Origin of the sequence: Prauserella sediminis, assembly GCF_014195435.1 — a bacterium.
In the GTDB taxonomy this organism is placed as follows: domain Bacteria; phylum Actinomycetota; class Actinomycetes; order Mycobacteriales; family Pseudonocardiaceae; genus Prauserella; species Prauserella salsuginis.
Map to the genome: position 1 here is coordinate 31,436 of NZ_JACIBS010000011.1, position 15,283 is coordinate 46,718.

Below are 15,283 nucleotides of genomic sequence, written 5' to 3' on the forward strand. Positions count from 1 at the left end.
CCCCGGCCGCGGCTCATTCCGGAAGCCAGCCCCGGTCACGCAGTTCGGCGGTGAACCGCCGGTAGGACTCCTCGAGCCGGTCGCGCTGTGCCGGGTCGGGATCGACGACCGTGCCACCCGCGTCGATCCGCGCGGACACCTCCGACAGTCCTCCGGGCGCGGTGCCTGCTGCGGCCAGCAGCGCCGCGCCGTAGGCGGTCTCGGCGTGCGCCGACACCTGCATGCTCCGGCCGGTCACGGTCGCGCGGATCGTGGTCCACAGCGTGCTCGCACTGCCGCCCCCGGCGGCGAGCAACGGCCCGCGGACGTCCACGCCGAGGTCACGGATGTGTTCGAGCGCGAGACGTTCGAGAAACGCGACGCCTTCGAGCCGGGCCCGGTGGAGCTCGACGTCGTCGGCGGGATCGCCGACGACGAATCCGGTCGCCTCCGGTGCCGGGAACGGGAACCGTTCGCCGTGCCGTGCCAAGGGGTAGGCCAGCATCCGGGCCGGGCCACGCGCGGCCGCCTCGTCGTCGAGCCGCGCGAGATCACCGGTCACGCCCTCGCCGCCGGTGTTGGACGCGCCGCCGGCGAGCCACCAACCGTCCGGATGCCGATGGCTGTACAACGCGCCCCACGGGTCGGCGACGAGCCGTTCGGTGACGCCTTTCAGTACGTACGTCGTCCCGAGGATGCCCACGAACCGGCCCGGCTGTGCCGCGCCGGTGGCGAGCTGCGCGGCACAGCCGTCGGTCATGCCTGCGACCACCGGGCATCCTTTCGGCAGTCCCGCGACGGGCCGCTGCGTCTCACCGAGCAGGCGGGTCGGGGCCACGACCTCGGGCAGCCACGACGCCGGCACTCCCAGTGCGTCGAACACCTCCCACGCCCACTCGCCGCGGACCGGGTCGTAACCGCTCTTGAGTGTGTGCGACCAGTCAGCGGCGACCGGCCGGCCCGTGAGCGCCGCACCGATGAGCTCGGGTGTGTGCACGACGCCGGCCGCGTCGGGGTACGCCGCGTGCAGCCACGCGATCCGGCCGAGCGCCGCGGTCGGGGAGACCGTCATTCCGAGTGCGGCCCAGCGCTGGGCACCGGCCTCCGCGGCGACGGTGTTCTCCTGCGCGGCCCGCCGGTCGTCGTACATGAGCGCGGGTGACGCCGGTTCGCCGTGACGGTCGACCGCGACGATCGTGCCGGACGTCGCCGACACGGCCACCGCTTCGACCGGGCCCACCTCGGGACGCTCACACACCCGCCGGATCGCCGACTCCGCCGCGGGCCACCAGGTGCGGGCGTCCTGCTCGCTGTGCCCTTCGGGCGAACGGACGGGGCGGGGCAGGTCCGCGGCGGCGCGGGCGAGAACAGCCCCGTCGGGGGCGACCGCGAAGGCCCGGACCCCCGCGGTCGCCACGTCGATGCCGACGACCGTCACCGCGGCACCACCGCTTCGTCGGTGACCTCCTCGGTGACCGCCTGCAGGTTCGTGTCCTTCGCGATGGCCTCCTCGGTGGCCTCCGGGAGTTTGAGGAACCGCACGATCACCGCGGCCACCACGTACAGCGCCGAGAAGATGATCACCACGCCTGCGGCTCCGGTCGGCCCGAGGAACAGGCTCACGATCGCGGGCCCGACGAAGGTCGCGGCACCGGCACCGAGGTTCAGCAACGCCATCGCACCGCCCTTGTTCTCGGGCGCCAGCGACGGCAGCAACGCCGAGATCGGCACGAACCCTGCCAGCGTCGCCCCGTACAGCGCGCCGACGAGCAGGGCCACCCAGTAGTAGTCGGCACCGAGGGCGAGCGGCACGAAGTAGAGCAGGAGGATCGAGACGGCACAGCCGACGGCGCCGAACCAGAAGATCGTCGTGCGCCAGCCGATCTTGTCGGAGACGACGCCGAAGATCAGGTTGAACACGATGTTCGTGCCGTAGATGACCGACACGAGCAGCAGCCAACGTGCTTCGCCGAAGCCGATCTGGTGGGCGAAGATCGTCGGGAAGAACACGAGCATGCCGAACTCGGGTGCGGTGTTGATGACGCGCGCGATCATGCCGAGCCCGACCTGCGGCTTCTGCCACGCGATCGACACGCTCGAGACTAGACTCTGCACGGGTTTCACCTCGGGCGGAGCGAGGCGCTGGAAGCCGGTGCGCTCCCGCACGCCGAGCAAGCAGACCAGGCCGCCGAGTCCGAGGATGCCGATGGAGAGCCAGAGCGTGCCGTAGTGGCCGAAGATCGGGTTGGTGACGCTCGCGACGAGCGAGCCCAGGGTCGGCAGTCCGCCGGTGAAGGCGAAGTAGAACCATCCGACGGCGGCTCCCAGCCGCGCGACCGGTGCCACTGCCGTGATCCACACCAGGAACCCGAACGCGAACATCGGGTAGCCGAACCCGCGGATACCGTAGAACACCATCATCAGTGCGTAGTTCTCACCGGTGACCGCGATCGCGAGGAACAGGACGTCGAACACCAGCCAGATGGCGAGGCCGAGCATCATGACCCGGCGCGGCCCCCACAGTTCGGACAGGGCGCCGGACAGCCAGGACGCGAGCATCACGGCGACGCCGTACACGGTGATCACGTACGACGCGCGGATGTCGGTTCCGGCGCCGTGATCGGCCATGAACGGCGCGATGAACCCGGATTCGACGCCGTCACCGATCATGAACAGGAGCAGGCCCACGTAGCCGAACAGCAACGGCGCGGGAAGGCCCCACTTCTCGAGTAACCCGCGGAACCCTCCGCCGGATCCGGACAACGTCGGTGTTGTCTGCGCAGTCATCTTGCCTCCATGGGTGTCGCTCGAAGCATCATCACCCATGTGATGTTCACAGACAAGATGTGATTTCAGGTTTCCGTGGCGCCGTCAGAGCGGCGCGACGTCCACCTCCGTGCGGTTACGCAGCTCCTCCACCGTCGCCTCCGGGGTGCTCGAGTCCACGATCAGCCGGTGGTAGTCGGTGACGGGCGCGAGCCGGTGCAGTGCGGTGCGTGCCATCTTGCTCGAGTCCATCAGCAGCACGCGGTTCTGCGCGCTCTGCAGCATGGCCCGCTTGACCATCACGATCTCGGGCTCCTGATGGAACGTCAGCTCGGTGTTCATCGCCGACGTCGAGACGAACGTCGTGTCCACGGTGAGCCGTTCGACCGCCTCCAGGCACGGCATGCCGAGGAAGGCGTCGTGCGTGGGCGAGTAGTCGCCGCCGATCGCGATCAGGCGCACGTCCTCGACGTCCTTGAGCACGTCGATCGCCCGGAGGTAGTTCGTCGCGACGGTCAACGGCGTGACCTCGCCGAGCAGCTTCGCCAGCGCGAGGGCGCTCGTCGAGTCGTCCAGCAGGATCGACATCCCCGGTTCCACATAGGTCAGTGCCTGCCGGGCGATGGCGGCCTTGGCGTCGACGTTGGCGTTGAGGCGGTACTCGGAGTTGCTCTCGAACACCGTCGACGGCTGTGCGGACACCCCGCCGCGAAACTTGCGCAGCAGGCCGCGGCGCGCGAGCTCGTCGAGGTCACGGTGGACCGTCATCACACTGACACCCGTCAACTCGGCCAGCTCCGCCGCCGACGCCGAGCCGTTGTTCACCACGTAGTCGGTGATGCGCTGCTGCCTGCCGGCGCGCTGCCCCGCACTCTTGTCGCTCTTCTCCGTCACGCGGCCCAGCATCTCATTCCGCGGGCGCGTTCAGCCGGTACAGGCTGGCGTGTCCTGCCTCGATGCCGACCTCGGTGATCGCGCCGTTCTCCAACCGGGGCAGTGCGCGGCGGTAGTTCGACAGCGGGATGCCGAGGAGCCGGCACAGCGCCAACCGCAGCAGGGTGTTGTGTGCCACCACCAGGGCTCGACCCCCTGCACCCTCGGCCCGTTCCGCGATACCGGCGAGGGCGGTCACCGCGCGATCGGCAACCGTCGCGGGCGGCTCGGCGTCCGGAAAGGCGCCCGCGACCGGGTCGGCGCGGAACCGCTCGACCACGGCGGCCGGCAGTTCGGCGAGCGTGCGGCCCTCGGCCAGGCCGAAGTGCGCCTCCCGCAGCTCCGGTTCGACGCCGACCGGCAGGCCCAGGGCGGAGCCGACCGGCTCGGCCGTCGCCATCGCCCTGCGCAACGGGGAGGCGTGAATCGCCACGGGAGGTTCGGCGGCGCCCGCGATGCGCCGGGCCAGCGCCGCGGCTTGCGCCGCACCGCGCTCGGTCAGTGCCACGTCACTGCTTCCCGCGTACCGGTTCTCGGCGTGCCACGTGGTTTCCCCGTGCCGAACCAGCAGTAGTCGAGCTCCCATGCAGAACCTCCGATGACAAATCGCGACTCTGGTGTTAATTTAACATCTGCGACGTGAAAGGGGCTGTGAATGACGTTCGGCGCGGTCGTGTTCGACCTCGACGGAGTACTGGTCGAGAGTGAACACCTCTGGGAAGAGAACTGGGTCGCCTACGCCGCGCGACACGGTGTGAAATGGACGGCCGAGGACACCGCGACGGTGCAGGGGATGAGCGCGCCCGAATGGGCCGCGTATCTCGCCGACCGCAGCGGCACGACCGAGACCACGAAGCAGGTCGAGGACGCGGTGGTCGACGGCATGATCGCCTCGATCGAGGCGGGCGAGGCGCCCCTGCTGGCCGGTGCGGACGCCATGGTGCGCGGCGTCGCCGCCCGCGCACCCATCGCGCTCGCGTCCTCGGCGGCGCGCCGGGTGATCGATGCCGTGCTGGCCACGCACGACCTGACCGGCGAGTTCAGCGCCACCGTGTCGAGCGCCGAGGTGCCGCGGGGCAAGCCGAGCCCCGATGTGTACGCCGAGGCCGCCTCGCGGCTGGGGCTGCCGGGCACGCGCTGCCTCGGGGTGGAGGACTCGAGCAACGGGATCCGGGCGGCCGCGGCCGCCGGACTCACCGTCGTGGCACTGCCCAACCCGACCTACCCACCGAAGCCGGACGCACTCGAACTCGCGGCCGCCGTTGCGGCCGACAACGACGACGTCCGCCGAACCCTGCTCGCCTACCTCGCCGGAGAGTTGGTGCGATCATGACCCTGCTGGGAAGCGCCGAGACCTTCAAACGGGACTGGGTCGACGGCTTCGTCACCGCGTACGGACGTGAGGTGCGCAAGGTTCCGGACGCCTACGGCGTCGTCGCCGCCGACACACCGAGGCAGGACAAGGTCGCGGTGATCATCGGCGGCGGCTGCGGACATTACCCCGCGTTCGCCGGCCTCGTCGGTCACGGACTGGCCGACGGCGCCGTCGTGGGCGACGTGTTCACGAGCCCCAGCGCCGAGCAGGTCTACCGCACCGCGCGAGAGGCGGACGGCGGCGCCGGGGTCCTGTTCGGCTACGGCAACTACCAGGGCGACGTGCTCCACTTCGGACTCGCGGCACGACGGCTGGCCGCCGAGGGCATCGACAGCCGCACCATCCTGGTCACCGACGACGTCGCCAGCGGCCCCGCCGAGGACCCCGCGAGCCGTCGCGGCGTGGCGGGCGACTTCTTCGTCTTCAAGGTGGCAGGCGCCGCGGCCGAACGCGGCGACGACCTCGACGGCGTGCACGCCGCAGCGGTGAAGGCCAACGCCCGCACCCGCACGTTCGGCGCCGCCTTCGGCGGCTGCACCCTGCCCGGAGCCACCGAACCACTGTTCACCGTCGCCGACACCGACATGGAGCTCGGCCTGGGCATCCACGGCGAGCCCGGAGTGCGCACCGTCGGCAGACTGGCAGCCACCGAACTGGCCGACGAGCTCGTCGACGGTCTCCTGCCGGAGCTGCCGAGCGGGGACGGCCGCATCGCGGTCCTGCTCAACGGACTCGGCCGCACCAAGTACGAGGAGATGTTCGTGACCTACAAGCGCATTCACGAACGTCTCACGGCCGCAGGTCTGGATCCCGTCCACATCGAGGTCGGCGAGTTCGTCACCTCCCTCGACATGGCGGGCGTGTCACTGTCGGCCATGGTCCTCGACGACGAACTGGCCGAGCTGTACGCCGCACCGTGCTCGTCCCCCGGATACCGCAGCGACGGCCGACCGGCCGCGCCGGTGCGGCCCTCGATCACGGTCGACGACGCGCTGGCCGCACCGCAGGCTGCGGGGGAGAGCACCGTGGACAGGGCGCTCACCGCCGCGCTCCGCCTGATCGAGGAGAACGAGGACACGCTCGGCAGGCTCGACGCCGTGGCCGCCGACGGCGACCACGGGCTCGGCATGACCCGCGGCATGCGCGCGGCCGTCGCGGCCGCACGCACCTGCGAGAACCCGGCCGAGCAACTACTCGCCGCGGGCACGGCGTTCGCCGACGCGGCGGGCGGCGCCTCCGGCGCGTTGTACGGGGTGCTGTTGGCCGAAACCGGCGCGGGGCTGCGCGGCGACATCACCGCCGAGACGCTGGCCGACGCCGTCGACAGCGCAGTGCAGGCGTTCACCGCGTTGGGCAAGGCCCAGCCGGGGGACAAGACCATGCTGGACGCGATCGAACCGTTCCGCGCCACACTCCGCACCCACACCGGCTCCGGCATCGCCGACGCGTGGCGCAAGGCCGCCCAGGCGGCCACGGCCGCAGCACAGGAGACCGCCGACCTGCTGCCGGGCAAGGGCCGCGCAGCACGTCTGGCAGAACGCAGCAAGGGACACGCCGACCCGGGGGCGACGTCGTTCGCGCTCCTCGTCACCGCGGTCGGCGACGTACTGGGAGGGCAGAACTGATGCGAGTCGTCGTCGCGGCCGATGACGCCGGCGTGGGATTGAAGAACGAGGTGCGGAACCTGTTGTCCGCCGACGACCGGGTCACCGAAGTGATCGACGTGGGCGTCGACGGACCCGACGACCACCGGGCCTATCCCGTGCTCGGACTGGCCGCCGCCGAGAAGATCGCCGCGGGCGAGGCCGATCGCGGGGTACTGGTCTGCGGTACCGGCATCGGCGTGGCCATCTCGGCGAACAAGGTGCCCGGTGTCCGCGCCACCGTGGCCCACGACTCCTACTCCGCCGAACGGTCCGTCAAGTCGAACAACTGCCAGGTGATCACGTTCGGGGCCCGCGTGATCGGCCCCGAACTCGCCAAACGGATCGTCGGCGAGTGGCTCGGCTACACCTTCGACCCGGCCTCGGCCAGCGCCGCCAAGGTCGCCCACATCACCGACTACGAACAAGCGGGCGCCGCGACCTGAGTCCGGCGGTACCGGGAACCCAGCACCGAGAGGAACAATGACGTTGCGGATACTCGCTGCAGGAGACGAGTTCGTCAGGACCGAGCTGCTCGCCGACGCGGTGCGCGGCCAGGTCCCCGACGCCGAGCTGTCGCGGTTGTCGCTGCCCTGGCCGGTCGAACCGTTCGGCCCGGTCGGCGGGGTGCAGGAGGCCAGCGGCACCGAACAACAGGTGATCGAGGCGCTCGGCAACGCCGAGGTCGCGGTCACGCAGATGGCCCCGTTCACGAAACAGGTGTTCGCCGCGGCACCGCAGCTGAAGCTGGTGTCCGTCTCCCGCGGGGGCCCGGTGAACGTCGACCTGGACGCTGCCACCGAGGCCGGTGTCGCGGTGACGTACGCGCCGGGCCGCAACGCGGCCGCGGCTGCCGAGTTCGCCCTCGGTCTCATCCTGGCCGCTATGCGCCGCATCCCCACCGCGTCCGCGGAACTGCTCGGCGGGCAGTGGCGCGGGGACTACTACGCCTACCCCAACGCAGGTCTCGAACTCGACGGCACGACGGTCGGCCTGGTCGGCTACGGCGCGATCGGCGCGCGGGTGGCCAAGGTACTCGTGGCCTTCGGTTCCCGCGTGCTGGTCGCCGATCCGTTCGCCGACCCCGACCGGATCGCCGCCGACGGTGCCGAGCTGGTCGACCTCGACGACCTGCTGCGGCGCAGCCCGGTCGTGAGCCTGCACGCACGCCTCACCGAGGACACCAGGCACCTGATCGACGCCGAGAAGCTGGCGCTGCTGCCCGACGGCGCGGTTCTCGTCAACTCCGCTCGCGGCGGCCTGCTGGACTACGCCCCGCTGCCCGGGCTGCTGCGCAGCGGCAAGCTCGGAGCGCTGGCCCTCGACGTGTACGACGAGGAGCCGCCGCCCGCCGACTGGGAACTGCGGGACCTGCCCAACGTGATCGCGACGCCGCACCTGGCCGGCTGCAGCAAGCAGACCGCGGAGCGGGCCGCCGAGATCGTCGCGGCGGAGGTGGGCCGCTACGCGCGCGGCGAGCAGCTGCGCAACGTCGCCAACCCGGCAGTGCTGCGATGACCCGCATCATCGGCGTCGACATCGGAACCTCGCTGACCAAGGCCGTCGCGTTCGACGACGACGGGTTGGCCGTCGCCGAGGCGTGCACCCCGTCCGAGCTCGTCCAACTGCCCGGCGGCCGCGTCGAACAGGACCTCGACCAGGTCGTCGGCACCGTCGCGACGGTGGTGCGTCAGGTCGCGGCCGAGCTGGCCGAGCCGGTCGGCGCCGTCGCGCTCACCGGCCAGGGCGACGGCGTGTGGCTGCGCGACGAGCACGGCCGTGCCGTCCGTCCCGCCGTGTCCTGGTTGGACGGCCGGGCGAACGCACTGCTGGCCGAATGGCAGGCCGGTGGCGTGTCCTCGGAGGTGTTCGGCCGCACCGGATCGGGCATGTTCCCCGGCTGCGCAGGCCCCGTGCTGTCGTATCTGGACGCCCACGAACCGGAGACACTGGACCGTGCGGCAGTCGCCGGGTACTGCGTCGACGCCGTGCTGCAACGGCTCACCGGCGAGATCACCGTCGACGTGTCCGACGCGTCGCTGCCGTTCCTCGACCCTGCGACCCGCCGCTACGACGACGCGGCCATCGCCGCGTGCGGCCTCACGCACCGCAGGGATCTGCTCGCCGAACCGGCCGCGCCCAGGAGCGTGTTCGCTCTCGACGCCCACGGCGCCGAGCTGCTCGGGCTCCCCGCCGGCCTGCCGGTGACGGCGGGACCGTTCGACCTGCCGGCCAGCGCCATCGGCGCGGGCGTGCGCAAACCGGGCGACGGCATCCTCACGGCCGGTACGACGCTCGCGTGCCAGGTACTCACCGGCGACGCCACGTTCGACCCGGACGGCGAACCCGCGGGCATGTTCCTGTCGACGCCCGACGAGGGGCAGTATCTGCGAGCCATGCCCGCCATGGTCGGTACCGCGAGCATCGACTGGGCGTGCCGGATGTTCGGGATCGAGGTCGGGCGGATCGGCGAACTGCTGGCGCAGAGCGGCCCGGGCGCGGGCGGGGTCCGCGCGCTGCCGTTCCTGTCGGCGTCGGGGGAGCGGGCGCCGTTCGTGGACGCGGCGGCACGCGCCCAGTTCTCCGGGCTCAGCCTCGAACACGGACCGGCGGACATCGTGCGCGCGCTGTGCGAGTCGATCGCCTACGCCGCCCGGCACTGCTTCGACGCCGCTGGGCTGTCGGGGACGCTGTACGCCTGCGGGGGCGGGGTCCGTTCGGCCGAGTGGACCCAGATCTTCGCCGACGTGCTGGGCAGGCCGATCGTCATCCCGAGCGACCCGGGTGTGGGCGCACGCGGAGCGGTCCTCGTGGCGGCCGAGGCGCTGGGCGAGCCGTACGACGCCGAACGCTGGGCCGCCAGTTCGCGCACCGTGCAGTTCGACCCGTCGGCGGCCGAGTTCTACCGGTCGGGCTACGACGACTACCAGGCGTCGCTGGCCGCGGCACGCCAGCTGTGGCGGCTGTGATCGGCGACCCAGCCACGAGCGGGTAAACCTACGGTTGCGTAGCCTGACGGTGTGGCAGAGATCGTTTACCCGCCCGTCGTGCTGGCGGCCAAGACCATGTTCCGTGTGCTCGACAACCGACTGCGGGTGACGGGCACCGAACACGTCCCGCGCACCGGCGGTGCGGTGATCGCCTGCAACCACATCGGCTATCTGGACTTCATCTTCTGCGGTCTCGGCGCGCAGCCGGCGAAGCGGCTGGTGCGGTTCATGGCCAAGAAGGAGATCTTCGACAACCGGATCGCCGGTCCGCTCATGCGCGGGATGCACCACATCCCGGTGGACAGGGGAGCGGGCAAGGCTTCCTACGACGAAGCGGTCGACCGACTGCGCTCCGGTGAGGTGGTCGGCGTGTTCCCGGAGGCGACGATCAGCCGGTCGTTCACGATCAAGCCGATCAAGTCGGGTGCCGTGCGCATGGCCGCCGACGCGGGCGTGCCGGTCGTGCCGATGGCGCTGTGGGGCACGCAGCGGCTCTGGACGAAGGGGCGTCCGAAGGAGCTCACGAAGCGGCACGTCCCGATCCACATCCACGCGGGGGAGCCGCTGCGCCCGACACCCGGCGACGACCCCGACGCGCTCAGCAGCGACCTCCGCGTGCGGCTCCAGGCGATCCTCGACGAGTTGCAGGCCGGCTACCCGGACCGGCCTGCCGGCGAGGACGACCGCTGGTGGCTGCCTGCACACCTCGGCGGCACCGCGCCGACCCCGGAGGAAGCGGCCGCACTCGACGCCAAAGGTCGCGACCGGGACTGAAGCGCACCGCGGCCGAGTGTCGCCCATCGGTCCGCACGGAGTGAGCACCACACGGAGCAGGGTGCCGTACGGGACAGGGGAGAGGCGGTGCGTATCTCCACCCGGGATCCTCACCGGCCCACCCGCGTCTCCGGCGTGGAAACGAACGCGAACCACGAACCACCGCGAGCGTACGGTCAACCCTCGTGACCGTTGGCGTTCATAGGGACCACCGGCCAAGAGTGCCGGGGCCGCCTAGCGGGTTTCGCGGCTTCCGCTGGCGTATGCGGAACCTGACCGCACGCGCCGGTGGCTGTAGTAGAGCAGGCCGAGCAACACGATCCCGGAAATGATCAAGCTCACGCCGGTGGCCCACCCCGCCAGCGGCAGCTGGGGCACGAGTCCCGATACGACCCCGGCGCCGATCAGCCCCAGTCCGGCCAGCACCGACCCGGCAATGCGCAGCGGAGTCGCCACGCTGCTCTCGGCCGCCTGCATCGCCCGCGCTCTGACCGGCTCGATGTAGCGTTGCAGCGCGGGAAACGCCGCCGCGAGGGCGATCATCCCGGCGAGCACCAGCAGCAGTCCCGGGCCGGGCAGCACCAGCAGTGCCAGTCCGATCAGCAGCACCACGCTGCCGACCACGGCGAGCACGACCCGCGTCACCGGGTGTCGGTGGCCCATGTGCCTCCTTCGTCCGCGCCGGCGGCCGTTGTCGTCAGTCTACGGTTCTGCCATCGGATACGCCGTTCTCGCGGGCGGCCTCCGGCCCGCCACAACGGCAAGTGACAGGGGAGAGCAGTGTAAGGCGGGGACGGACGCGGACGAAGCAGCCACGCTTGCGACCACAGGTTCGGACCGAGACCGACCGTTCGGTCAGCCCGCTCAATTGAGATCCTGGAAACAGGGGAGCGGATGCCTACGATGCGGCCATGGGTGCCCACGGTGACGACCACATGCGGCCCGCCGCCCGCGTCGAGGCCGTGACCCTGCAGTTCCACCCCGATTGACCACACGGCGGGCAGAAGATCATCCAATCGCTCGCAGCGGACAACGTCTACCGGTCACAGTTCACGACCGGTGTCTCCAACGGTGGGCTCACCGCATTTCCGGGAGGGGACCGGTGACAGTGGGAGAGCAGGCTGTTCCATCGCCACTACGACCACTGACCGGCGTCGGAGCGGCCCGTCTACGGGGCATGGAACCGTGGTGCCGTCCTTACGGCGGCGCGATCCGTGCTTCGCCGACACCGACGTGACGGAGGCGGCCGCACGGACCGGCTGGCGCGTCGAGTTCCATCCAGGGTTCCTGGCTGCACCGGACGACATCGACGAGTCGTACCGCGGAGCGCACATCGTCGCACTCGCGCGGGAACTGGCACCCGTGCTGACCCCGAACGTCATCGGCGACGCCGCACGGCGCGGGGAGCATCCACGGCAGTGGATCAAACAGCTGTGGCACTGCCTGGCGCGCTTCGGCCGGAGAGCGGCCGGGGGCGCCCCTCAGAACACTACTTAACATAATGTGCATTATCGGCACTCGTATAACGGCGGTGTGGATCCGGATAGCGGCATCGGACACACACGAAAACCGCTGGACAGGCCCCGACACAGCGGCCGACAGGTCCGCGACATCTGTGCCCGCGGCGCCGGCCTCCGTAGCCTCGATGCGGTGACCACCGATGACCACGCCGACGACCACATCGCCACGGGCCGAACGACAGCCGTCCAGGACGCCACTGCACCCACGGCAGCACTCACGACGGCGCACACAGCGACGTACACAGCAGCTCCCACGCTCGCACATGCGGAGATCACCGACGCCGCGGCACTCACGGAGCTGCTCGGTGAACCCCAGCCACGCGCCTGGACCAAGGAACGCACCGAGCTCACCGACATCGACCGGGACTGGCTGGCCATGTCGCCGTTCTGCTTCCTGGCGACAGCCGATTCCGACGGCCGCTGCGACGTCTCACCGAAAGGCGACCCGGCGGGCCGTCTCGTGCACGTACTCGACGGCCACACGATCGCCATCGCGGAACGGCCGGGAAATCGCCGTGCCGACGGCTACCGCAACATCCTGGCGAACCCGCACGTCGGCCTGAACTTCGTCGTCCCGGGCCGCGGTGACACCTTGCGCATCAACGGCCGCGCACGACTCGTGAGTGACGCGCCGTTCTTCGACGACATGATCGTCAAAGGTCACCGGCCCGTACTGGCCGTCGTCGTCCACATCGAACAGATCTTCTTCCATTGTTCGAAGGCGTTCCTCCGGTCCGGCCTGTGGCAGCCCGAATCCTGGCGTCCCGACGATCTGCCGCGGCGCGCCATGATCGCCGATCGGGTCGAGAACACCGACATGACACTCGGCGAACTGGACGACCACTACGGCGAGCGCTACCACGAGAAGCTCTATCGCGGCTGATCGGCACCTCTCCCCTTCGGATCGAAGGTCCGGACACCCGCCGCTGTTTTGTCACGGTGTCGAAATAGTGGCGGGTGTTTCAGCGGCGGGTGGTTGTCGCTGACGACGGCGACTGCTCATCGCGCGCCGAGCACCGTCACGTCCGTGAGCGACGCATGCGTGATCGCATCCCACAGCCCAAACCCCACAGCCCAAACACCCCACAGCGCCAGCCCGCCACGCGTCGACCACGCCGACTCAGCGGAGCGCCTCGATGTCATGGGCGATGCGAGCCACCTCGGTGGACAGCTTCTCGAGCTCGTCCGGTCCAGCGCCGTCCGCGGCCGCTGTGGCGACGTCCTCGGCGGCGCAGCGGAGCTGGAACAGCCGGTCCTGCAGCGACGCGACCTCTGCGCCCGACAGCACCACGGCATCCTCGGGAAGTCCGGTGCGCTGGACGGCCGTCCGACGTTCGTAGGCACGTTGGCGGCACGAGCGGCCGCAGTACCGTCGCCGACGCCCTGCCGCAGCGGGCTGTTCGACGGCGCGGCCGCACCAGCCGCAGTGCTGCGGCACGGGTGTACGCAGAGCTTGCAGTTCCTCGCGGGACGGTGCCTCACTCACCACTCCGACCTTAGACGGCCATGCGCAGTCCATGCCGCGGCCACGCCGGTCCGGCAGACTGGACGGCGTGGCGCATACCTGGCATCGGCATCCGCATCCCTATCTCGACGACACGTTCCCCCGCGCGCTGGCTCACCGCGGCTGGCACGTGGGCGAGCTCGACGGACTCGAGAACTCGCTGCCCGCCTTCCGGCGCGCGGCCGAGGAGGGCTACCGGTACGTCGAGACGGATGTGCACGCCACGTCCGACGGCGTCGTCGTGGTGCATCACGACGCGCTGCTCGACCGCACTACCGACGGCACCGGCCCCATCGCCGAACAGCAGTGGGAAGCGGTCCGCCGCGCGAAGATCGACGGCCGTGTGGCGGTGTCGCGGCTCGAGGACGTCCTCGAAGAACTGCCGGATGTGCGGTTCAACATCGATGTAAAGGCCGACGACGCGGTCGAGCCGTTCGTGCGGGTGCTGACGCGAACCGGCACCTTCGACCGGGTCGCGGCCGCGGCGTTCGCCGACTCCCGGCTGGCACGGCTGCGTGCGCTGGGCGGCGAGCGCCTGCTCACCGCGTGCGGCCCGCGTTCGGTGGCCGTGCTGTGGGCGAACGGCTGGGCGCCGTTCCTGCGGCTCGGCCGTTTCTCCCGCGGGTCGATGGCACAGGTGCCGCGACGGCAGGGCCGCATGACGGTCGTGGACCGCGCGTTCGTGCGCGCGGCGCGCAGCGCCGGTGTGGAGGTGCACGTCTGGACCGTCGACGACGCCGACGAGATGCGCACGTTGCTGGACCAGGGAGTGGACGGCATCATCACCGACCGTCCCGACGTGCTGCGCGAGGTGCTGCAGGAGCGGGGCGCATGGACCACGGAGCGGTCGGAAGCCGCCCCCGACCCGGCCGGGAGCGCGGACTCCGCGGATGGTTGAGACCGCGCCGCCGCGGCCGTCCTCACCGCGGCGGCGCGGTTCCCTCCCACGCGGCCTTCCAGGTCTTGGGGCCGAGCCTGCCCGAATCGCGGATGTCGTTGGCCCGCTGCAGGTCGAGGACTGCTTCCTTCGTCTCGTCGTAATAGCAGCCGGTGCCCTCGAAGTCGTAGCCGAAGTCGTTCATGCGCAACTGGAACGTGCGCAGTTGCGGGGCGCAGTCGCCGTAGGCGTAGACCACGCCCGGCCAGTCCGGCATGGCCGGCCGACTCGGCGACGGTGCCGCGGGCTGCCTGCCGCCGATGTATGCGGACTCGCCGCGACTCGGCACCACCTTGCTCCGTGCGTCGACGTCGTCAGCCAACCCGACCATTCCCGCGCACTCCCACGGCTGCCAGCCACGCATGCGGTACAGGTACAGCGCGCGGTAATCCTGTTCGGCCGGCGTCGCCCGATCGGGTCTACCGGTGCCGCCGACACTCCGCCAGGTCGGCAGATCGAACTGGTAGGCGCCGTAGTATCCGGTTCCCGTGTTGACGTGGTACCGCTCGGTCGACTCGCACATACGCAGTTTGGCCCAGTCGGCGCGGTCGGGATCGGCTGACGTGGGTACCGCGAGCGCGAACTGCGCGCCGAGCGCGGCCAGGGCGACGAGGAGCAGTCTGGTGGATCCCCGTGCCAGGCCACGGAGTCGGCGGCTGTTCATAACGGCACGGTAAGCAAACCGGACAACCGCCACAACAGTCACACTGGAAACGGCAGTATCACATACCACACGCGGGGGATACTGCTACGACACCCGGGATCACCCGGATGCACGGCACCGCCGAACGTCGGGCCGGTGGCACCGGTACCGCGGCCCGGGCGTCACACCGACGGCGACAGGCGTGGCCGATCCGGCCCA

Annotated in this window: 17 protein-coding genes; 10 read left to right on the plus strand and 7 right to left on the minus strand. The window is 70.7% G+C overall.

Translation table 11 applies throughout. From position 1 onward, the window contains the following. Positions 1–13 precede the first annotated feature (13 nt). The 4 genes from FB384_RS24890 to FB384_RS24905 all read right to left on the minus strand — a co-directional run bounded on the left by FB384_RS24890 (position 14) and on the right by FB384_RS24905 (position 4,264). A complete protein-coding gene (locus tag FB384_RS24890) occupies positions 14–1,417 on the minus strand; it encodes an FGGY-family carbohydrate kinase (protein ID WP_183787288.1) in 1,404 nt (467 codons plus the stop codon). After that, entirely contained in the window at positions 1,414–2,766 is a 1,353-nt protein-coding gene (locus tag FB384_RS24895; RefSeq protein WP_183787289.1) for an MFS transporter, read from the minus strand. The genes FB384_RS24890 and FB384_RS24895 overlap by 4 nt, the downstream gene beginning before the upstream one ends. A gap of 84 nt (positions 2,767–2,850) precedes the next feature. Then, complete coding sequence (locus FB384_RS24900; protein WP_183787290.1) at positions 2,851–3,651, minus strand: DeoR/GlpR family DNA-binding transcription regulator; 801 nt, start codon at positions 3,649–3,651, stop codon at positions 2,851–2,853. A 1-nt stretch (position 3,652) separates the two neighbouring features. Then, a complete protein-coding gene (locus FB384_RS24905; RefSeq protein ID WP_183787291.1) occupies positions 3,653–4,264 on the minus strand; it encodes a histidine phosphatase family protein in 612 nt (203 codons plus the stop codon). A 69-nt stretch (positions 4,265–4,333) separates the two neighbouring features. Between FB384_RS24905 and FB384_RS24910 the strand changes: the two genes are divergently transcribed. From FB384_RS24910 to FB384_RS24935, 6 genes are read left to right on the plus strand one after another with little or no spacing between them, the layout of a single operon-like run. Further along, the gene (locus FB384_RS24910) at positions 4,334–5,011 is read left to right on the plus strand and encodes an HAD family hydrolase (protein ID WP_183787292.1); all 678 of its coding nucleotides are present in this window, start codon (positions 4,334–4,336) and stop codon (positions 5,009–5,011) included. Beyond that, positions 5,008–6,678, plus strand: coding sequence for a dihydroxyacetone kinase family protein (locus tag FB384_RS24915; RefSeq protein ID WP_183787293.1), 1,671 nt, complete (start codon positions 5,008–5,010; stop codon positions 6,676–6,678). The genes FB384_RS24910 and FB384_RS24915 overlap by 4 nt, the downstream gene beginning before the upstream one ends. After that, positions 6,678–7,142, plus strand: a complete 465-nt coding sequence (locus FB384_RS24920) for a ribose-5-phosphate isomerase (RefSeq protein ID WP_183787294.1) — start codon at positions 6,678–6,680, stop codon at positions 7,140–7,142. Before FB384_RS24915 ends, FB384_RS24920 begins: the two co-directional genes overlap by 1 nt. Before the next feature lie 43 nt (positions 7,143–7,185). Further along, positions 7,186–8,214: a 2-hydroxyacid dehydrogenase gene (locus FB384_RS24925; RefSeq protein ID WP_183787315.1), complete on the plus strand. Its 1,029-nt coding sequence runs from the start codon at positions 7,186–7,188 to the stop codon at positions 8,212–8,214. Beyond that, the gene (locus tag FB384_RS24930) at positions 8,211–9,665 is read left to right on the plus strand and encodes an FGGY-family carbohydrate kinase (RefSeq protein ID WP_183787295.1); all 1,455 of its coding nucleotides are present in this window, start codon (positions 8,211–8,213) and stop codon (positions 9,663–9,665) included. The genes FB384_RS24925 and FB384_RS24930 overlap by 4 nt, the downstream gene beginning before the upstream one ends. Before the next feature lie 51 nt (positions 9,666–9,716). After that, positions 9,717–10,460 carry a lysophospholipid acyltransferase family protein gene (locus FB384_RS24935; RefSeq protein WP_183787296.1) on the plus strand — a complete coding sequence of 248 codons (744 nt, stop codon included), beginning with the start codon at positions 9,717–9,719 and terminating at the stop codon, positions 10,458–10,460. 234 nt (positions 10,461–10,694) lie between these two features. Here FB384_RS24935 and FB384_RS24940 read toward each other — a convergent pair whose 3' ends face one another. Next, positions 10,695–11,123: a PGPGW domain-containing protein gene (locus FB384_RS24940; protein ID WP_183787297.1), complete on the minus strand. Its 429-nt coding sequence runs from the start codon at positions 11,121–11,123 to the stop codon at positions 10,695–10,697. 344 nt (positions 11,124–11,467) lie between these two features. Between FB384_RS24940 and FB384_RS27570 the strand changes: the two genes are divergently transcribed. From FB384_RS27570 to FB384_RS24950, 3 genes are all read left to right on the plus strand, one after another. Further along, positions 11,468–11,566 (plus strand): DUF3626 domain-containing protein, encoded by a 99-nt coding sequence (locus tag FB384_RS27570; protein WP_372497697.1) that lies wholly within the window; start codon positions 11,468–11,470, stop codon positions 11,564–11,566. An 82-nt stretch (positions 11,567–11,648) separates the two neighbouring features. Further along, entirely contained in the window at positions 11,649–11,957 is a 309-nt protein-coding gene (locus FB384_RS26575) for a DUF3626 domain-containing protein (protein ID WP_221213645.1), read from the plus strand. 294 nt (positions 11,958–12,251) lie between these two features. Continuing rightward, complete coding sequence (locus FB384_RS24950) at positions 12,252–12,863, plus strand: MSMEG_1061 family FMN-dependent PPOX-type flavoprotein (RefSeq protein ID WP_183787316.1); 612 nt, start codon at positions 12,252–12,254, stop codon at positions 12,861–12,863. A 237-nt stretch (positions 12,864–13,100) separates the two neighbouring features. On the opposite strand, the gene FB384_RS24955 is transcribed toward FB384_RS24950, so the two are convergent. Then, positions 13,101–13,466: a hypothetical protein gene (locus FB384_RS24955; protein WP_372497669.1), complete on the minus strand. Its 366-nt coding sequence runs from the start codon at positions 13,464–13,466 to the stop codon at positions 13,101–13,103. A gap of 67 nt (positions 13,467–13,533) precedes the next feature. Between FB384_RS24955 and FB384_RS24960 the strand changes: the two genes are divergently transcribed. Next, on the plus strand, positions 13,534–14,382 hold the full coding sequence (locus tag FB384_RS24960) for a glycerophosphodiester phosphodiesterase (RefSeq protein ID WP_258935760.1): 849 nt from the start codon (positions 13,534–13,536) through the stop codon (positions 14,380–14,382). Between the two features lie 22 nt (positions 14,383–14,404). On the opposite strand, the gene FB384_RS24965 is transcribed toward FB384_RS24960, so the two are convergent. Beyond that, positions 14,405–15,085 (minus strand): transglycosylase family protein, encoded by a 681-nt coding sequence (locus FB384_RS24965; RefSeq protein WP_183787300.1) that lies wholly within the window; start codon positions 15,083–15,085, stop codon positions 14,405–14,407. Positions 15,086–15,283: the final 198 nt, after the last annotated feature.

Bases quoted from the DNA above. Each gene is read 5' to 3' on its own strand.
- FB384_RS24895 (WP_183787289.1), bottom strand. From the start codon at position 2,766: ATGACTGCGCAGACAACACCGACGTTGTCCGGATCCGGCGGAGGGTTC.
- FB384_RS24900 (WP_183787290.1), bottom strand. From the start codon at position 3,651: ATGCTGGGCCGCGTGACGGAGAAGAGCGACAAGAGTGCGGGGCAGCGC.
- FB384_RS24905 (WP_183787291.1), bottom strand. From the start codon at position 4,264: ATGGGAGCTCGACTACTGCTGGTTCGGCACGGGGAAACCACGTGGCAC.
- FB384_RS24910 (WP_183787292.1), top strand. From the start codon at position 4,334: ATGACGTTCGGCGCGGTCGTGTTCGACCTCGACGGAGTACTGGTCGAG.
- FB384_RS24915 (WP_183787293.1), top strand. From the start codon at position 5,008: ATGACCCTGCTGGGAAGCGCCGAGACCTTCAAACGGGACTGGGTCGAC.
- FB384_RS24920 (WP_183787294.1), top strand. From the start codon at position 6,678: ATGCGAGTCGTCGTCGCGGCCGATGACGCCGGCGTGGGATTGAAGAAC.
- FB384_RS24930 (WP_183787295.1), top strand. From the start codon at position 8,211: ATGACCCGCATCATCGGCGTCGACATCGGAACCTCGCTGACCAAGGCC.
- FB384_RS24940 (WP_183787297.1), bottom strand. From the start codon at position 11,123: ATGGGCCACCGACACCCGGTGACGCGGGTCGTGCTCGCCGTGGTCGGC.
- FB384_RS24965 (WP_183787300.1), bottom strand. From the start codon at position 15,085: ATGAACAGCCGCCGACTCCGTGGCCTGGCACGGGGATCCACCAGACTG.